This is a genomic window from Janthinobacterium woesei, from assembly GCF_051380875.1.
Classification (GTDB): domain Bacteria; phylum Pseudomonadota; class Gammaproteobacteria; order Burkholderiales; family Burkholderiaceae_D; genus Janthinobacterium.
Window position 1 is genome coordinate 255,328 of record NZ_JBNYXW010000002.1, and the last position, 16,949, is coordinate 272,276.

The window sequence follows — 16,949 nt, forward strand, 5'->3', positions numbered from 1 at the left end:
GGGCAGTGCTATTTGGCGCATAATAGCTATCTTTTATTTTTGGTATTCGTGTTTTCATGATCTATTCGAGTTCGACAACGGCAGTACCGGAGGTGGGCACGGTGCCGCGCCATGTGGCAATCATTATGGATGGCAATGGCCGCTGGGCAACCAAGCGCTTCCTGCCTCGTGTGGCTGGCCACGTCAAGGGCGCTGACGCCGTGCGCCGTGTCGTCGAGACTTGCCTTGACCGGGGTGTCGAATATCTGACCCTGTTTGCCTTCAGTTCGGAAAACTGGCGCCGTCCCGAAGAGGAAGTGTCGATGCTGATGCGTCTGTTCGTCACCATGCTCGAACGCGAAGTGGTCAAAATGCATGCTAACGATATCCGCCTGAAGGTCGTGGGCGACTTGTCGCGCTTCAATGCGCAGCTGCAAGCGCTGGTTGCCAATGCCGAGCGCAAGACGGCGAGCAACACGCGTTTGACGGTAAGCATTTGCGCCAACTACGGTGGCCGCTGGGACATCATGCAGGCGGTGAACAAAATGACGGCAGAGGCGGCAGCCAATGGCCAGGCTGCCGGGCATGCTTATACGGAAGAGCAACTGGCACCCCACCTGGCCATGGCCTATGCGCCCGAGCCTGACTTGTTCATCCGCACGGGCGGCGAGCAGCGCATTTCCAATTTCCTGCTGTGGCAACTGGCGTACACTGAGTTGTTTTTCACTGACACTTTCTGGCCCGACTTCAATGTCGACTGCCTCGACGCAGCAATCGCGTCCTACCAGCAGCGCGAACGGCGCTTTGGCCGTACCAGCGCGCAATTAATTGAAAAGACAAACTGATGCTGAAAACACGCATAATCACCGCCCTGGTCTTGTTGGCGGTCTTGCTGCCGGTTCTGTATCTTAATTATTTCCCCGCTTTCGCCGTGATCGCCACGGCGTTCTTCGGCGCCGCCGTGTGGGAAAGTTTCCGACTCTTCAAAAATCGCCAGGCGCTGCTAATCGCTGTCGTCTGGACCGCCGCCTTCGCTTATACGTTTTTTGTCGGCAACGGCATGGCGCAGCTCAATTTCTGGTTCGCCCTGTGCGTGGCCATCTGGCTGATCCGCTTCGTGCCGTCGCTGGCGACGGGCCTGCCTCCCACGAAAGGCCTGGGCAACACCTTGCTCAGCGTGGTGTACCCGGTGACCATCGTTGGCTGCTTCGTGGCCATCATCGCCTTGTTCCTGCATAGCCCTTTGTTCCTGCTGTCCGTGATGGCCCTGGTGTGGATCGCCGATATCGGCGCGTATTTCTCGGGCAAGGCCTTCGGCAAGCGCAAGCTGGCGCCAAGTATTTCTCCGGGTAAATCCTGGGAAGGCGCCATCGGCGGCGGCATCGCCGTACTGGTCATTGCCGCCATCACCATCGTCGCCGCGCCATCGCTGCCGCTGCTGCAAGACACCTTCGCCGTGCAGCTGCAATTGCGCCGCGGCTCGCTGGTGGCCCTGCTGGTGCTGCTGCTGATCGTCGCCGCCAGCATCGTCGGCGACCTGTTCGAATCCCAATTGAAACGCCGTGCCGGCATCAAGGACAGCAGCAAGCTGCTGCCTGGCCATGGCGGCGTACTTGACCGTATCGACGCGTTGATCCCGGTCTTGCCGTTTGCCGCCCTGGTGGCCAGCTGGCTTTAAGGAAACTCATGCAATACATCACCATCCTTGGCGCGACCGGCTCGATCGGCGTGTCCACACTGGACGTGCTCGCGCGCCATCCTGAGCAATACAGCGTCTATGCGCTGAGCGCGCATACCCGTGTAGCCGAGCTGGCTGCACTATGCCTGCAGTTCCGTCCGCAGCGCGCCGTTGTCGCCACGGCCGCCGCCGCCCTTGAACTGACGCGTTTGCTGCGCGGGCAGGGCGTGTCTACCGAAGTCGACTACGGCGTGGAGGCTTTGTGCGCCATCGCCAGCGCGCCGCAAGTGACGGGCGTGATGGCAGCCATCGTCGGCGCCGCCGGCCTGGCGCCGACCCTGGCTGCTGCGCGCGCCGGCAAGAAAGTGTTGCTGGCCAATAAGGAAGCGCTGGTCATGTCCGGCCAGCTGTTCATCGACGCCGTGCACGACAATGGCGCCGTGCTGCTGCCCATCGACAGCGAGCACAATGCCATCTTCCAGTGCCTGCCGCACGCCTACGGCCGCGCGCCGGGCGCCGCCGGCGTGGCGAAGATCGTGCTGACGGCTTCTGGCGGCCCGTTCCTCACGCGCGACGTCGCGACCCTCGACAGCGTGACGCCGGAGCAGGCTTGCAAGCATCCGACCTGGGCCATGGGGCGTAAGATTTCCGTCGATTCGGCCACCATGATGAACAAGGGCCTGGAAGTGATCGAGGCGCACTGGCTGTTCGGCGCGCCGGCCGAGCAGATCGAGGTGCTGATCCACCCGCAAAGCGTGATCCATTCGATGGTCTCGTACATCGACGGTTCCGTGCTGGCACAGCTGGGCAACCCGGACATGCGCACGCCGATCGCACATGCGCTGGCGTATCCACGGCGTATCGATTCCGGCGTGGCGCAGCTTGATCTGGCGCAAGTGGCCACCTTGCAGTTCGAACGCCCCGATTTGCGCCGTTTCCCTTGCCTGGCACTGGCGTTTGACGCCTTGCGCGCGGGCGGCACGGCGCCGGCCCTGTTGAACGCGGCCAATGAAGTGGCCGTGCAAGCCTTCCTCGACGAACAGATAGGCTTCCGCCAGATCGACCGCGTCATCGCGCACGTGATCGAAACGGTGCCGCACGGCGCTGCCTCCAGCATCGAGGCAGTGATGGAGCAGGACCGCCTGGCCAGATCGGCGGCACAGGCGTATATCGCCACCAGGCTGGCCGCATGACGCTCATTACCACCTTGCTGGCGTTTATCGTCGCGCTGGGTTCGCTGGTCACCTTGCACGAACTGGGCCACTACCTGGTGGCGCGCTGGTGCGGCGTGAAAGTGCTGCGCTTTTCCATCGGCATGGGTAAAGTGGTGTATTCGCGCAAGTTTGGCAAGGATCAGACGGAATGGGCCATTTCCGCGCTGCCGCTGGGCGGCTATGTGAGCATGCTCGACAGCCGCGCGCAAGACCTCAGTGACTTGCCGGAAGATGAATTGCGCCGTGAATTCACGCGCCAGAGCGTGTGGCGCCGCATTGCCATCGTCGCTGCCGGTCCGCTGGCCAATTTCCTCGTCGCCATCGTGCTGTACGCGGGCCTGTTCATGTATGGCATCGAAGAGCCGTCGAGCAAACTCGGCCCTGTTGCCGAAGAGACGGCTGCCTACACGGCCGGCTTGCGCAGTGGCGATATCGTCGAATCGGTCAATGGCAAGGCCGTGGCCAGCTGGTCCGACCTGCGCTGGGAGCTGATCCAGGCCGCCCTCGACAAGCAGCCGGCGCGCATCGATGTGCGCCGTTTTGACCGCGGCATGCAGGAAGCGACCTTGCCGACGGCCAGCGTGACGGAAACGGACCTGGAAGGCGACGTACTGGGTAAGCTGGGCCTGACCCTGGCCCGTTCGGCGCCCACCATGATGGAAATCCTGCCCGGTGGCGCTGCCGAGCGCGCCGGTTTGCAGAAGGGCGACGAGATCCTGGCCATCGACGGCAAGCCCATGCATGACGTGGCGGCCATCATCGCTACCCTGAGCCGGGCACCGGGGCAGACCTTGCAATTGCAACTTTTGCGCCAGGGACAGGATTTGACCCTGCCCATCACGCCGCAAGCCGTGCCGGGTGCCGGGCCAGAGGGAGCTGTAACAGTTGGTAAGATCCAGGCGAAACTGGGCCAGGTGCCGGATATGATCGTTGTGGCATCGGACCCGTTCGCCGCGGTGGGCAAGGCGTCCACCAAGGTCTGGGATACCAGCGTGATGAGCCTGAAAATGCTGGGTAAAATGATTACCGGCCAGGTTTCGCTGAAGAATGTGACAGGGCCCATTACCATTGCCGATTACGCGGGCCAGACGGCGCGCATTGGCCTGGTAAGCTACCTGAGCTTCATCGCCTTCATCAGTATCAGTCTGGGCGTGATGAATTTGCTACCCATTCCTGTTCTGGATGGCGGGCATTTGCTGTATTATTCGCTGGAAGTTTTGACCGGACGCCCCGTGCCGGAACGCGTAGGCGAGATTGCCCAACGCCTGGGGATCGGTCTGTTGCTGACCTTGATGGTGCTTGCCGTCTTTAATGACGTATTGCGGCTGCTTAATTAAGGCGATGGTTGATGCCATTGAGTGAGTCGCACAAGCAATCTTTTGTGTATGTTGTCCATTGATTTACCATTGAATAACCCCAATGAAATTACATTCTGCTCGTTTTGTCTTGCCTTCCTTTCGCCGCAGCCTGATCGGCGCTGCCGTTATGGCCTTCTGTGCCGGCCACGCGCTGGCCGTCCAGCCGTTCACCGTCAAGGACATCCGGGTCGAAGGGATCCAGCGTACCGAGGCGGGCACCGTTTTCGCTTACCTGCCGGTGCGGGTCGGCGAGACGTTCTCCGACGAGAAGAGTATTGCCGCCATCAAGGCCCTGTATGCGACGGGCATGTTCAAGGACGTGCGCCTGGAAGTCGATGGCGACGTGTTGGTGGTGCTGGTCGAGGAACGCCCGGCCATCGCTAGCGTGGAATTTACCGGCACCAAGGAATTTGAAAAAGACGTGCTGGTCAAGGCTTTGAAGGAAATTGGCGTCGGTGAAGCCAAGATTTTCGACAAGGCCTCGGTCGACCGCGCGGAGCAGGAGCTCAAGCGCCAGTACCTGTCGCATGGCCTGTACGGCGTCAAGATCACCACCACCGTCACGCCGATCGAGCGCAACCGCGTCAATGTGGTGTTCGCCGTCGACGAGGGCGACGTGGCCCGCATCAAGCAGATCAACATCGTTGGCAACAAGGCTTTCTCGGACAAGGAACTGCGCGAGCAGCTGGCCCTGAACACGGGCGGCTGGTTCAGCTGGTACACCAAGGCGGACCAGTATTCGAAGACCAAACTGACGGGCGATATTGAATCGCTCAAGTCGTACTACCTCGATCGCGGCTATATTGAGATGCAGGTCGATTCGACCCAGGTCTCCATCACGCCCGATAAAAAAGACATTTATTTGACCATCAACATCACCGAAGGCGAGAAATACAAAGTCTCCGGCACCAAGTTCGAAGGCGAAATGTTCGGCCGCGAAGAAGAGCTGAAAGCCCTGAACCTGATGCGCGAAGGCGAGATCTATTCGGGCGCGCGCCTGACGGCGACCAACAAGCGCATCCAGGACCGCCTGGCCACGTTCGGCTACGCCTTTGCCAACGTCAACGCCAATCCCGAGATCAACCGCGAAAAGCATGAAGTGGCATTCACCTTCTTCATCGATCCGGGCAAGCGCGTCTACGTGCGCCACATGAACATCGCTGGCAACACCACCACGCGCGATGAAGTCATCCGCCGCGAATTCCGCCAGTTCGAATCGTCCTGGTACGACAGCAACAAGATCAAGCTGTCGCGCGACCGTGTCGACCGCCTGGGCTACTTCAAGGACGTGACCATCGACACGCCGGAAGCGCAGGGCACGACCGACCAGGTTGACGTCAACGTGACGGTAGTGGAAAAACCGACCGGTAATTTCCTGATCGGCGGCGCCTTCTCGCAATCAGAGAAATTTACGCTGTCGGCCTCGATTTCGCAGGCCAACTTTGCCGGTAGCGGCAACACGGTGGGGATTGAACTCAATACCAGCCATTACAGCCGCACCATCGCGTTTTCGCAGACCAATCCGTACTACACGGACGACGGCATCTCGCGCAGCTTCGAAATCTACCTGCGCACGACGGAACCGCCGGCGCTCAACATCGGCAGCTACAAGATCAAGCAAACGGGTGGCCGCGTCAGCTTCGGCGTGCCGTTCTCGGAAGTCGACACCATCTTCTTCGGCATCGGCGCCGAGCGCTCGCAAATCGAAACCGATATCACCAGCCCGGTGCGTTTCAAACAGTATGTGATCGATAACGGCGGCCCATCCGACGGTATCGGTACGGCCACCACCAACTCGATCCCGCTGACGGCGGCATGGCAGCGCGATAGCCGCGACAGTGCCCTGACGCCATCGGTCGGCCGCTACCAGCGCATCAACCTGGAGGCTGACCTGATCGGCAACCAGAAATACTTCCGTGCCATCTATGAGCACCAGTATTTCCGTCCGTTGTTCAGCAAGGTCACCCTGGCGCTGAAGGGCGAACTCGATTACGGCCATGGTATCGGCAACCACGTCTATCCTGTCTTCAAGAACTTCTACGGCGGCGGTATCGGTTCGGTGCGCGGCTACCTGAGTTCCTCGCTGGGCGCGGTCGAACCGTCCACCAACGATGCCTTGGGCGGCGCTTCGCGCCTGATCGGCAATGCAGAACTGCAGATGCCATTCCCCGGTTCGGGCAATGACCGCAGCCTGCGCTGGTTCGGTTTCCTTGACGGCGGTCAGGTTTACCAGGAAGGCGAAAAGATGCGGATCTCGCAATTGCGCTATTCTGCTGGCTTGGGGATCAGCTGGATTTCACCGGTGGGCCCGCTCAAGCTGAGCTATGCCAAGCCGCTGAACGCCAAGCCGACGGACCGCCTGGAGCGTTTCCAGTTCCAGATGGGTACCGGTTTCTGACCGGGCTCACCCGAACCAGGCGCCAGCTTTCACTTTTTGACCATGGAGTATCATGAACACCGCATCCGCTACCCTGCCCAAGACCCTTGCCATGATTGCATTGTGCTGGAGTTCGCTGTTGCCGGTGCAGGCGCAGGCTCAGGAGTCGAAAATCGCCTGGATCAGCAGCGAACGTATTTATAACGAATCGAGGCTGGCCAAGCTGGCCAGCGCCAAGCTGGCCGAAGAGTTCCGCTCGCGTGAAAAAGCCGTGCAGGAACTGGCTGCCCGTCTCAAGGTGGCCAACGAGGCCCTGGAAAAGGACATGCCGACCCTGAGCGAGGCGGAGCGTGGCAAGCGCCAGCGCGATTTTTTCGAGCTGGACAAGGGATTGCAGCGCCTGCAGCGTGAATTTCGCGAAGACCTGAACCAGCGCACGAATGAAGAGCGCAGCGCCATCGCGGAAAAAGCCAATACCATCATCCAGCAGCTGGCGCATATCGAAGGATATGACATCGTGCTGCAGGAAGCCCTGTGGGCCAGCCCGCGCATCGACATCACCGACAAGGTCTTGAAGGCGCTGGACAAGTAACAGCAACAGAATAAAGGTTATCAAGATGGGCACTCGACTAGGAGACTTGGTCGAACGCTTCGGCGGACAGTTGGCGGGCGATCCCAACCTGGAAGTAACGGGTATCGCACCGCTGGCCGACGCCGGCGCTTCGCACATCAGCTTTCTCAGCAATAGTAAATTTCGCGCACAGGCGGCGCAAAGTGGCGCTGCCGCGCTGATCCTGACGCCGGCCGACGCTGCGCTGATCGGCTTTGACTACGCCGGCGCGCGTATCGTCACACCGAATCCCTATGTGTATTTCGCGCGCGCGGCGCAGTTTTTCGCCGCCCTGCATGAAATCAAGGCCCCAGTAGGCATCCATCCGAGCGCCTTTGTCGACGCCAGCGCGCAGGTGGACGCCAGCGCTTCCATCGGCGTGCATGCGGTGATCGAGGCGGGCGCCGTCATTGGCGCCGGCTGCAGCATTGGCGCCGGCTGCGTAGTGGGCCGCGATGCGGTGATCGGCGCCGGCACCCAGTTGTTCGCCAACGTGACCTTCCACGCGCGCTGCGTGATCGGCCAGCGCGGCATCATCCATTCGGGCGCCGTGATCGGCACCGATGGTTTTGGCTTCGCCAACGAAGGCGGCGTGTATATCAAAATTCCGCAAACGGGCAGGGTAGTGATCGGTGACGATGTCGATATCGGCGCCAACACCACCGTCGACCGCGGCGCACTGGCCGACACCATCATCGAAGACGGCGTCAAGCTGGACAACCAGATCCAGATTGGCCACAACTGCCATATCGGCGCGCACACGGCCATGGCCGGCTGCGTCGGCGTGGCGGGCAGCGCCATCATCGGCAAATACTGCACTTTTGGCGGCGCCGCCATGGTGCTGGGCCACCTGACGATCACCGACCGCGTCCACGTCGGGTCGGGCAGCATGGTCTCGCGTTCGATTCTTGAACCGGGCCAGTACACGGGATTCTACCCGCTGGCCAAGAACGCCGACTGGGAAAAGAGCGCCGCCATCGTGCGCAACCTGTCAAGCATGCGCGAAAAAATCCGCGCGCTTGAAAAAACAATTAAAACACTGACCACGCAAGACGAAAAATGACTACTGAAAAAAAGACCCTCGACATCCTGGCCATCAAATCGCTGCTGCCGCACCGCTATCCGCTGCTGCTGGTTGACCGCGTGCTGGACTGGGAAGCGAACAAATCCATCACCGCCATCAAGAACGTGACGGTCAACGAAGAGTTCTTCCAGGGCCATTTCCCGCACAAGCCAGTCATGCCCGGCGTGCTGATGATCGAAGCGCTGGCGCAAACGGCGGCCTTGCTGTCGTTCCTGACGATGGGCGTGAAACCCGATGAAAACTCGGTAGTGTATTTTGTCGGCATCGACAATGCGCGCTTCAAGCGTCCTGTCGAACCGGGCGACCAGCTGAAGATGGACGTGGAAATCCTGCGCGTCTCGCGCGGCATCTGGAAATACAAGGCTGTCGGCTCGGTCGACGGCAAAGTGGCGCTGGAAGCGGAACTGATGTGCACCATCCGCAGCACGCTCGACGCGAGCCAGCCAGCGGGGCGGTAACATGGCGGCCATCCACTCTACGGCAGTGATTGATCCGAAGGCCGAGCTCGACAGCTCGGTCGAGGTGGGTCCGTATTCCGTCATCGGTCCGCACGTGCGCATCGGCGCCGGCACCAAGGTCGGTCCGCATGTGGTGATCGACGGTCATACGACGATAGGCGCGGACAACCACCTGTTCCAGTTTTCATCCATCGGCGCGCAGCCGCAGGACAAAAAATGGGCCGGTGAGGCGACGCGCCTGGAAATCGGCGACCGCAACACGATTCGCGAATTTTGTACCTTCAACACCGGCACGGTGCAGGGTGGCGGCGTGACGCGTCTGGGCAATGACAACTGGATCTCGGCGTATGTGCACCTGGCGCACGATTGCCTGATTGGCAATAACACGATTTTTTCAAACAACGCCCAGTTGGCGGGCCACGTGGAGATCGGCGACTGGGTCATTATGAGCGGTTTCGCCAATGTGCACCAGTTTTGCAAGATTGGCGCGCATGCTTTCGTGGGCATGAGCACCAGCCTGACGCAGGACGTGCCGCCATTCGTGCTCCTGAGTGGCAATCCGGCGCAGGCGCATGGCGTGAATATCGAAGGCTTGAAGCGGCGTGGCTTTACGCGCGAGCAGATCAACGGCATCCGCACCGCCTACAAGCTGATTTACCGCTCGGGACTGACCCTGGAAGAAGCCAAGGCAGCCCTGTTCGAAGAAGAAGTGGCTGCGCCGGAAGCGGCGCCGCACATTCGCGCCATGCGCGAATTCCTTGGCGTGGCCTCGCGTGGCATCGTCCGCTGACCAGGCAGGCGACCTGTCGGTCGCCATCGTCGCCGGCGAGGTATCGGGCGACCTGCTGGCCAGCAGGTTGCTGTCCGGCCTCGTGCCGCAGCTGCCCGGTGCGCGTTTCCACGGCATCGGTGGCGAGCACATGGCCAAACAGGGCTTTGTTTCCGACTGGTCGCTGGACAAGCTGACAGTGCGCGGCTTGTTCGAGATCATTCCCCGCTACCGCGAGATCAAGGGTATCCAGAACGCGCTGCGCGACCAGTTGCTGCTTGAGCGGCCCGCCGTCTTCATCGGCGCCGACTATCCCGGTTTCAACCTGGGACTGGAAATGCAGCTGAAGGCGGCCGGCATCCCCACCGTGCATTACATCGGGCCGCAGATCTGGGCCTGGCGCGGTGGACGCATCAAGAAAATCATCAAGGCCGTCTCGCACATGCTGGTGATCTTCCCGTTCGAGGAAGAGATTTACCGCAAGGCGGGCGTGCCCGTCACGTACGTGGGCCATCCGCTGGCCGAAATGATCCCCCTGCAGCCCGACGAGGCGGCCGCGCGGCGCACTCTGGGCTTGCTTGACGACGCCAACGTGGTGACCCTGATGCCGGGCAGCCGCATGGGCGAACTCAAATACAACACGGTGGCTTTCGTGGCCGCCTGCAAGCAGCTAGCGGCGCGTGACCGTTCGCTGCGTTTCGTCGCGCCCATGGCCGGTGAAAAGCAGCGCCAGTACTTCCTGCAGCTGATTGCGGAAGCTGGCTTGCAGGACGTCGACATTTTGCTCACCGATGGTGGCTCGCACACGGCCATCTGCGCCGCCGATGCGGTGCTGGTGGCGTCCGGCACGGCTTCGCTGGAAGTCGCGCTGTACAAGAAGCCCATGGTGATTGCCTACAAGATGATGCGCGCCTCGTGGGAAATCATGCGCCACATGGGCTACCAGCCGTGGATAGGTTTGCCGAACATCCTGGCACGCGATTACCTGGTGCCCGAGTTGCTGCAAAACGCGGCCAGCCCGGAAGCGTTGGCCGAAGCCGTGTGGCAGCAACTGAACGACGTGCCGGGGCGTTTGCGCCTGGTGCAGCGCTTCACGGACATGCACCACAGCCTGCTGCGCGACAGTGCGCGCGACAGTGCCAACGCGGTGATGCAGGTCATTGCCGCCAACAAGTAAGCAGAAAGTAAGCAGAACACCGTTTCAATTGCAGTTCCAACCAAAGATTCAACGTGAAAAATATCTATCCCGGCCTGTTTGACGACTTGCCATTCTCGCTCGATGAAATCATCTGCGGCGTCGACGAGGCAGGGCGCGGTCCGCTGGCCGGCCCGGTCTTCGCCGCCGCCGTGATTCTCGATCCGAACCAGCCGATCGACGGCTTGCGCGACTCTAAAAAACTCACCGAAGCGAAGCGCGACTTGCTGGCGCCGCAGATCAAGGCCAAGGCCCTGGCCTGGGCCATTGCCGAAGCGTCGGAAGAGGAAATCGACCGCCTGAACATCCTGCAGGCATCGATGCTGGCCATGCGCCGCGCCGTCGAGGCGCTGGCTACCGTGCCGACACTGGCGCTGATCGATGGCAACCGCTGCCCCGTGATGCTGGTGCGCGGCATGGCGATCGTGGGCGGCGACGACAAGGTCGATTCGATTTCCGCCGCCTCGATCCTGGCCAAGACGGCACGCGACGCAGCCCTCGTGCATTTGCACGCCGCCTATCCCGAGTACTGTTTCGACCAGCACAAGGGCTACGGCACCAAGCTGCACCTGGAACGCCTGCATCTGCACGGCGCCTCGCCCGTGCACCGCCGCTCGTTCGCGCCTGTGCGTAATGTGATCGCACTGTTTGGCGCGCAAGAGGTGGCCGCATGAAGACCATCACCTCGCGCGACAACGCACAATACAAGGATTTGCTGAAGCTGGCGGGCAGTTCGCAGGCGCGCCGCAAGTCGGGCCGCACCCTGCTCGACGGCGTGCATCTGTGCCAGTCGTATCTGCAACTGCGCGGCATGCCGGAGCAGTGCATCGTCAGTGAGAGCGCGCTGCAGAACCCGGAGGTGGCAGACATCGTCGGCCAGCTGGAAAGCCAGCGCGCGCACGTACTGGGCATGCCCGATGCGCTGTACAACGCGGTCAGCCAGGTGGAACACGGTGTCGGCGTGATGTTCCTCATCGAGACGCCCGAACGCGCCGTGACGCAGCCGCTGAGCGTCTCGGCCGTGCTGCTCGATAACCTGCAAGACCCGGGCAACGTAGGATCGATCCTGCGTAGCGCGGCCGCCGCCGGCATCACGCAGGTGTACTGCAGCGCCGGCACGGCATTTTGCTGGTCGCCGAAAGTGCTGCGCGCCGCCATGGGCGCACATTTTGTCATCGACATCTTTGAAAACGTCGACCTGGCCGCGCTGGTATCGGGCGCGAAGGTGGCCACCCTGGCCACCAGCGGCTATGCCACGCAGCGCTTGTACGATGTCGACCTGCGCCAGAGCGTCGCCTGGCTGTTCGGCCACGAAGGGCAGGGCGTCGCTGACGATCTGCTGTCGATGGCGACGCACCAGGTGGTCATTCCCCACCTGGGCCAGATAGAGTCCCTGAACGTGGCCGCCTGCGCCGCCGTGTGTTTCTTCGAGCAGGTGCGCCAGAACCAGTAACTCGGGCTGCTGTTAACCCAAAAGCAAGAGCTGGGGTATGACCCGAAGGGTCAGACCCCTTGCTTAATACTCGCGGCGGTTTGGCTTGATCTCTTGCAGGATCGTGGTGGAGATTTCCTCGATCGACTTGGTGGTCGACGACAGCCAGCGGATACCCTCGCGTTTCATCATTTTTTCTGCTTCATTGACCTCGTAGCGGCAATTCCCAAGCGCCGCATACTTGCTGCCAGCGCGTCTTTCGTTGCGTATTTCCGACAAACGTTCGGGCGTAATGCTCAATCCAAAAATTTTGTTCTTAAATTCGTACAGGGCCGTGGGCAGCTTGTCGCGCTCGAAATCGTCGGGAATCAAAGGATAATTGGCTGCTTTGATGCCGTACTGCATCGCCAGATACAGGCTGGTCGGGGTCTTGCCAGAGCGGGAAACACCCACCAGAATGACATCGGCCGATGACAGGTTCTTGTGCGACTGCCCATCGTCGTGTGCCAGCGAATAGTTGATCGCCTCGATGCGGTTCTTGTATTCCTCGCTGTCGACGATATTGTGCGAGCGGCCGATGGTATGCGTCGACTTCACGCCCAGTTCCTGCTCCAGCGGGGCGACGAAGGTCTGGATCAGGTCCATGTGCATGCCGCTGGACTTGCGGATCACGGCCGACAGGTCGGTTTTTACCAGGGTCGAAAAGATGATGGGCTTCTGGCCGTCGGCGGCGAAGGCTTCGTTGATCTTGCGCGCCGCCTCATAAGCCTTGTCCATGGTATCGATGAAGGGCAGGCGGATCTGGCGGAAGCGCAGTTCGAATTGCGTCAGCACCGAATGGCCGAAGGTCTCGGCGGTGATGCCGGTACCGTCAGAGACGAAGAAAACGGTGCGGGCCGCGGGGGGCAGAGGGGGGCGTGGTTCTTGGGTCATTGGTCTTCGGATCAAGATTGTGCGTCGTCAATTTGCGCCGCACAAGGTAAAATGGCTGGAACGGTATGATTGTGCTGCACGACGCCAAGAATAACAAGAAGACTGTCTGTGCGCTGCGCCTAAAGATTTCTATCATCAGTAAGGGTGTCATTATGACCAACGCAACATTGCAACAGCAGGAGAAACAGGTTCAGGAGGCAGATCTGGACGCGGTCTACGTCGCCGCGTTCGAACATTTGCGCATGACGGATGTTGAATCGGTCGGCGGCAAGAACGCCTCCCTAGGCGAGATGATCAGCCAGCTGGCCGAAGCTGGCGTGCGCGTGCCCGGTGGCTTTGCCACCACGGCGCAGGCATTCCGCGACTTCTTGTCGTATAGCGCCAACGGCGGCTTGCCGCTGGCCGAACGCATCGCCCAGCGCCTCGAAGGCCTGGACACAGACGACGTGCGTTCGCTGGCGCAAGCCGGTGCCGAGATCCGTCAGTGGATCGTGGAAACGCCGTTCCAGCCGCGCCTGGCCGCTGAAATCGACCAGTTCTACACCAAACTGGTGGCCGACTCCGACACTGAAATGTCGTTTGCCGTGCGTTCCTCGGCTACCGCCGAAGACTTGCCGGACGCTTCTTTTGCTGGTCAGCAAGAAACCTTCCTGAACGTGGTCGGCATCGACAACGTGCTCGACGCAATGAAACAGGTGTTTGCGTCGCTGTACAACGACCGCGCCATCTCGTATCGCGTGCACAAAGGCTTTACCCACGCCGAAGTGGCCTTGTCGGCTGGCGTGCAGCGCATGGTGCGTTCCGACCTTGGCGCCGCTGGCGTGATGTTTACCATCGACACCGAATCGGGCTTCAAGGACGTGGTGTTCGTCACCTCCAGTTATGGCCTGGGCGAAACCGTGGTGCAGGGCGCCGTCAACCCCGACGAGTTCTATGTGCACAAGCCAATGCTGGAAAAAGGCAAGTCGCCCGTGATCCGCCGCAATATTGGCTCGAAGCTGCTGAAGATGGAATTTACGAACGAAGCGAAAGCTGGCCGTTCCGTGAAAACCGTCGACGTGCCCGTCGAAATGCGCAACCGCTACTCGCTGAACGACAGCGAAGTGGTGGAACTGGCGAAATACGCCGTCATCATCGAAAACCACTACGGCCGTCCGATGGATATCGAGTGGGGCAAGGATGGCCGCGACGGCAAGCTGTACATCCTGCAAGCGCGTCCTGAAACCGTCAAGTCGCAGCAAAAGGCGACCGACGTGCAAGAGCGCTTCAAGCTGAAAAGCACGGGTACCGTGTTGACTTCTGGCCGTGCCATTGGCCAGAAGATCGGCGCCGGCCCTGTGCGCGTGATTCACGACGCGGCCGACATGGAACGCGTGCAGCCAGGCGACGTGCTGGTAGCGGACATGACGGACCCGAACTGGGAGCCGGTCATGAAGCGCGCGGCGGCCATCGTCACCAATCGTGGCGGTCGTACCTGTCACGCGGCAATTATCGCGCGTGAACTGGGCGTGCCGGCCGTGGTTGGCTGCGGCGACGCGACCGATGTGCTGAAAGATGGCACGTTCGTGACAGTAGTCTGCTCGGAAGGCGATGAAGGCAAGATCTACGATGGCTTGCTGGAAACGGAAGTGTCGGAAGTGTCGCGCGGCGAATTGCCGAAGCTCGATACCAAGATCATGCTCAACGTGGGTAATCCACAGCTGGCGTTCGATTTCCAGTCCGTGCCGAATGCCGGCGTGGGTCTGGCGCGCCTGGAATTCATCATCAATAACAATATTGGTGTGCATCCGCTCGCGATCCTGGAATACCCGAACATCGATGCCGACCTGAAGAAGGCCGTGGAATCGGTGGCCCGTGGCCACGCTTCGCCGAAAGCGTTCTATATCGACAAGCTGGCCGAAGGGATCGCCACCATCGCCGCCGCGTTCTGGCCGAAAAAAGTCATCGTGCGCCTGTCCGACTTCAAGTCGAACGAGTACAAGAAGCTGATTGGCGGTTCGCGCTACGAGCCGGACGAAGAAAACCCGATGCTGGGCTTCCGCGGCGCGGCGCGCTACCTGTCGGCCGACTTCTCCGAAGCGTTCAACATGGAATGCGAAGCGATGAAACGCGTGCGCAACGACATGGGCCTGACAAACGTGGAAATCATGGTGCCATTCGTGCGTACCCTGGGCCAGGCCGAGAAAGTCATCGATCTGCTGGCGAAAAATGGCTTGAAGCGCGGTGAAAACGACTTGCGCGTCATCATGATGTGCGAAGTGCCGTCGAACGCCATTTTGGCCGACCAGTTCCTCGATCATTTCGACGGCTTCTCGATCGGCTCGAACGACCTGACCCAGCTGACCCTGGGCCTGGACCGCGATTCCGGCATGGAATTGCTGGCTGCCGACTTCGACGAGCGCGACCCTGCCGTGAAAGCTTTGCTGTCGCTGGCCATCAAGGCTTGCCTGGCACGCGGTAAATACATCGGCATCTGCGGCCAGGGTCCTTCCGACCATCCGGACTTCGCCGTCTGGCTGATGGAGCAGGGCATCGAATCGATGTCGCTCAATCCCGACTCGGTGATTGATACCTGGCAAAAACTGGCTGCGCTGAAAGCGTAAGTTTCTTTTTTCGCCCCATAAAACCCGCTGCCATGCCCTGGCAGCGGGTTTTTTTATGCCTGTATCAATATAAATGAAGATAACCATGTTGCGCACGCCTGTATTCGATGGGCTTGCGCCAGATCAGCTAAAATGATTCCACCAATACATTGAAACGGGAGTTCACATGGCAAGCAAGAAACTGACCAAAGCTACAAAGATCGACATCGGCATTTCCGAAGCGGACCGCGCGAAGATCGCGGAAGGCCTGTCCGGCCTGCTCGCCGACAGCTACACGCTGTACCTGATGACCCACAATTTTCACTGGAACGTCAAGGGGCCGATGTTCAACACCCTGCATTTGATGTTCATGACGCAATATACGGAACAATGGGGTGCGCTCGACCTGATCGCCGAGCGCATCCGTGCCCTCGGTTATCCGGCACCGGGCACCTACAAGGAATTCGTCAAGCTCGCCTCGATCAAGGAAATCGATGGCGTGCCACCGGCGCTGGACATGGTCAGCCATCTGGTCTCCGCACAGGAGGCAACCGCGCGCACGGCGCGCCGTTTGTTCCCGCTGCTGGAAAAAGCCAATGACCAGCCGACGGCCGACCTGATCACGCAGCGCCTGGATTTGCATGAAAAGACGGCGTGGATGCTGCGCAGCCTGCTGGAAGAGTAAATGCCTGGCCGGCGGCGCTAATTCGCCGCTGGCTATTGACGCCATCAGGAATTGCGTTAGACTGCTTGCATATAGGTGTGGCAAGATTAATATCAGGCAGTACTACGCATTAAACCCCGTCGCTTATATAGGCTGCGGGGTTTTTTATTTTCGGATTCACAAGGATGGAGGCATCATGGCTGAATGGGTAGGCTGGTTCGTGGCCGCTGGCGCGGTATTGATCCTGGAACTGTTTACGGGCACGTTTTATCTGCTGATGATCGCCATCGGCATCAGTGCGGGTGGATTGGTGGCGCTGGTGGGCGGAAATGGCAGCTGGCAAGCCGTGACGACGGCTATTGTCGGCGTGGCGGCCACCCTGTTATTGCGGCGCAGCCGTTTTGGCAAGGCGTCGCGGCGCGATGCGGCCCAGGATCCGAATGTGAATCTCGATATCGGCCAAAGCATTGCGGTAACGCATTGGGTCGATGGCGCGGCGCGGGTCATGTATCGCGGCGCCTTGTGGGATGTGGAGTTGATTCCCGGCAGCGATACGCAGGCCGGTCATTACACCATACGTGCCGTGCGTGGCAGCCATTTGATTGTTGGATAACCT

16 protein-coding genes are annotated in these 16,949 nt (G+C 60.5%); 15 read left to right on the forward strand and 1 reads right to left on the reverse strand.

Annotated features, from left to right (window positions below; all coding sequences use genetic code 11):
- Positions 1 to 56 precede the first annotated feature (56 nt).
- The 12 genes from uppS (at position 57) to ACQ4W6_RS02975 (ending at position 12,175) form a co-directional block, all read left to right on the forward strand.
- A complete protein-coding gene (gene uppS, locus ACQ4W6_RS02920) occupies positions 57 to 824 on the forward strand; it encodes a polyprenyl diphosphate synthase (protein ID WP_436565684.1) in 768 nt (255 codons plus the stop codon).
- Positions 824 to 1,657 (forward strand): phosphatidate cytidylyltransferase, encoded by an 834-nt coding sequence (locus ACQ4W6_RS02925; RefSeq protein ID WP_436565685.1) that lies wholly within the window; start codon positions 824 to 826, stop codon positions 1,655 to 1,657. Before uppS ends, ACQ4W6_RS02925 begins: the two co-directional genes overlap by 1 nt.
- A gap of 8 nt (positions 1,658 to 1,665) precedes the next feature.
- A complete protein-coding gene (ispC, locus tag ACQ4W6_RS02930) occupies positions 1,666 to 2,850 on the forward strand; it encodes a 1-deoxy-D-xylulose-5-phosphate reductoisomerase (protein WP_436565686.1) in 1,185 nt (394 codons plus the stop codon).
- Positions 2,847 to 4,208 carry an RIP metalloprotease RseP gene (rseP, locus tag ACQ4W6_RS02935; protein ID WP_436565687.1) on the forward strand — a complete coding sequence of 454 codons (1,362 nt, stop codon included), beginning with the start codon at positions 2,847 to 2,849 and terminating at the stop codon, positions 4,206 to 4,208. Before ispC ends, rseP begins: the two co-directional genes overlap by 4 nt.
- Before the next feature lie 82 nt (positions 4,209 to 4,290).
- Positions 4,291 to 6,627, forward strand: coding sequence for an outer membrane protein assembly factor BamA (bamA, locus tag ACQ4W6_RS02940; protein ID WP_436565688.1), 2,337 nt, complete (start codon positions 4,291 to 4,293; stop codon positions 6,625 to 6,627).
- A gap of 52 nt (positions 6,628 to 6,679) precedes the next feature.
- On the forward strand, positions 6,680 to 7,198 hold the full coding sequence (locus tag ACQ4W6_RS02945) for an OmpH/Skp family outer membrane protein (protein ID WP_436565689.1): 519 nt from the start codon (positions 6,680 to 6,682) through the stop codon (positions 7,196 to 7,198).
- Positions 7,199 to 7,223: 25 nt separating this feature from the next.
- On the forward strand, positions 7,224 to 8,279 hold the full coding sequence (gene lpxD / locus ACQ4W6_RS02950) for a UDP-3-O-(3-hydroxymyristoyl)glucosamine N-acyltransferase (protein WP_436565690.1): 1,056 nt from the start codon (positions 7,224 to 7,226) through the stop codon (positions 8,277 to 8,279).
- Positions 8,276 to 8,758, forward strand: a complete 483-nt coding sequence (fabZ, locus tag ACQ4W6_RS02955) for a 3-hydroxyacyl-ACP dehydratase FabZ (RefSeq protein WP_436565691.1) — start codon at positions 8,276 to 8,278, stop codon at positions 8,756 to 8,758. The genes lpxD and fabZ overlap by 4 nt, the downstream gene beginning before the upstream one ends.
- 1 nt (position 8,759) lies before the next feature.
- Entirely contained in the window at positions 8,760 to 9,548 is a 789-nt protein-coding gene (gene lpxA, locus ACQ4W6_RS02960; protein WP_436565692.1) for an acyl-ACP--UDP-N-acetylglucosamine O-acyltransferase, read from the forward strand.
- Positions 9,532 to 10,704 (forward strand): lipid-A-disaccharide synthase, encoded by a 1,173-nt coding sequence (gene lpxB, locus ACQ4W6_RS02965; protein ID WP_436565693.1) that lies wholly within the window; start codon positions 9,532 to 9,534, stop codon positions 10,702 to 10,704. The genes lpxA and lpxB overlap by 17 nt, the downstream gene beginning before the upstream one ends.
- Before the next feature lie 53 nt (positions 10,705 to 10,757).
- A complete protein-coding gene (gene rnhB, locus ACQ4W6_RS02970; RefSeq protein ID WP_436565694.1) occupies positions 10,758 to 11,396 on the forward strand; it encodes a ribonuclease HII in 639 nt (212 codons plus the stop codon).
- Positions 11,393 to 12,175, forward strand: a complete 783-nt coding sequence (locus ACQ4W6_RS02975) for a TrmH family RNA methyltransferase (protein WP_436565695.1) — start codon at positions 11,393 to 11,395, stop codon at positions 12,173 to 12,175. Before rnhB ends, ACQ4W6_RS02975 begins: the two co-directional genes overlap by 4 nt.
- 63 nt (positions 12,176 to 12,238) lie before the next feature.
- Here ACQ4W6_RS02975 and ppsR read toward each other — a convergent pair whose 3' ends face one another.
- Positions 12,239 to 13,087 (reverse strand): posphoenolpyruvate synthetase regulatory kinase/phosphorylase PpsR, encoded by an 849-nt coding sequence (ppsR, locus tag ACQ4W6_RS02980; protein WP_436565696.1) that lies wholly within the window; start codon positions 13,085 to 13,087, stop codon positions 12,239 to 12,241.
- Positions 13,088 to 13,239: 152 nt separating this feature from the next.
- Between ppsR and ppsA the strand changes: the two genes are divergently transcribed.
- The 3 genes from ppsA to ACQ4W6_RS02995 all read left to right on the forward strand — a co-directional run bounded on the left by ppsA (position 13,240) and on the right by ACQ4W6_RS02995 (position 16,946).
- On the forward strand, positions 13,240 to 15,690 hold the full coding sequence (ppsA, locus tag ACQ4W6_RS02985) for a phosphoenolpyruvate synthase (protein ID WP_436565697.1): 2,451 nt from the start codon (positions 13,240 to 13,242) through the stop codon (positions 15,688 to 15,690).
- Between the two features lie 166 nt (positions 15,691 to 15,856).
- Positions 15,857 to 16,354 carry a Dps family protein gene (locus ACQ4W6_RS02990; protein WP_436565698.1) on the forward strand — a complete coding sequence of 166 codons (498 nt, stop codon included), beginning with the start codon at positions 15,857 to 15,859 and terminating at the stop codon, positions 16,352 to 16,354.
- 175 nt (positions 16,355 to 16,529) lie between these two features.
- Positions 16,530 to 16,946, forward strand: a complete 417-nt coding sequence (locus ACQ4W6_RS02995; RefSeq protein ID WP_436565699.1) for an NfeD family protein — start codon at positions 16,530 to 16,532, stop codon at positions 16,944 to 16,946.
- The last annotated feature ends 3 nt before the right edge of the window (positions 16,947 to 16,949 follow it).

Bases quoted from the DNA above. Each gene is read 5' to 3' on its own strand.
- rseP (WP_436565687.1), top strand. From the start codon at position 2,847: ATGACGCTCATTACCACCTTGCTGGCGTTTATCGTCGCGCTGGGTTCG.
- ispC (WP_436565686.1), top strand. From the start codon at position 1,666: ATGCAATACATCACCATCCTTGGCGCGACCGGCTCGATCGGCGTGTCC.
- bamA (WP_436565688.1), top strand. From the start codon at position 4,291: ATGAAATTACATTCTGCTCGTTTTGTCTTGCCTTCCTTTCGCCGCAGC.
- uppS (WP_436565684.1), top strand. From the start codon at position 57: ATGATCTATTCGAGTTCGACAACGGCAGTACCGGAGGTGGGCACGGTG.
- fabZ (WP_436565691.1), top strand. From the start codon at position 8,276: ATGACTACTGAAAAAAAGACCCTCGACATCCTGGCCATCAAATCGCTG.
- ppsR (WP_436565696.1), bottom strand. From the start codon at position 13,087: ATGACCCAAGAACCACGCCCCCCTCTGCCCCCCGCGGCCCGCACCGTT.
- ACQ4W6_RS02975 (WP_436565695.1), top strand. From the start codon at position 11,393: ATGAAGACCATCACCTCGCGCGACAACGCACAATACAAGGATTTGCTG.
- ACQ4W6_RS02995 (WP_436565699.1), top strand. From the start codon at position 16,530: ATGGCTGAATGGGTAGGCTGGTTCGTGGCCGCTGGCGCGGTATTGATC.
- ACQ4W6_RS02925 (WP_436565685.1), top strand. From the start codon at position 824: ATGCTGAAAACACGCATAATCACCGCCCTGGTCTTGTTGGCGGTCTTG.
- ACQ4W6_RS02945 (WP_436565689.1), top strand. From the start codon at position 6,680: ATGAACACCGCATCCGCTACCCTGCCCAAGACCCTTGCCATGATTGCA.
- lpxD (WP_436565690.1), top strand. From the start codon at position 7,224: ATGGGCACTCGACTAGGAGACTTGGTCGAACGCTTCGGCGGACAGTTG.
- ACQ4W6_RS02990 (WP_436565698.1), top strand. From the start codon at position 15,857: ATGGCAAGCAAGAAACTGACCAAAGCTACAAAGATCGACATCGGCATT.
- ppsA (WP_436565697.1), top strand. From the start codon at position 13,240: ATGACCAACGCAACATTGCAACAGCAGGAGAAACAGGTTCAGGAGGCA.
- lpxA (WP_436565692.1), top strand. From the start codon at position 8,760: ATGGCGGCCATCCACTCTACGGCAGTGATTGATCCGAAGGCCGAGCTC.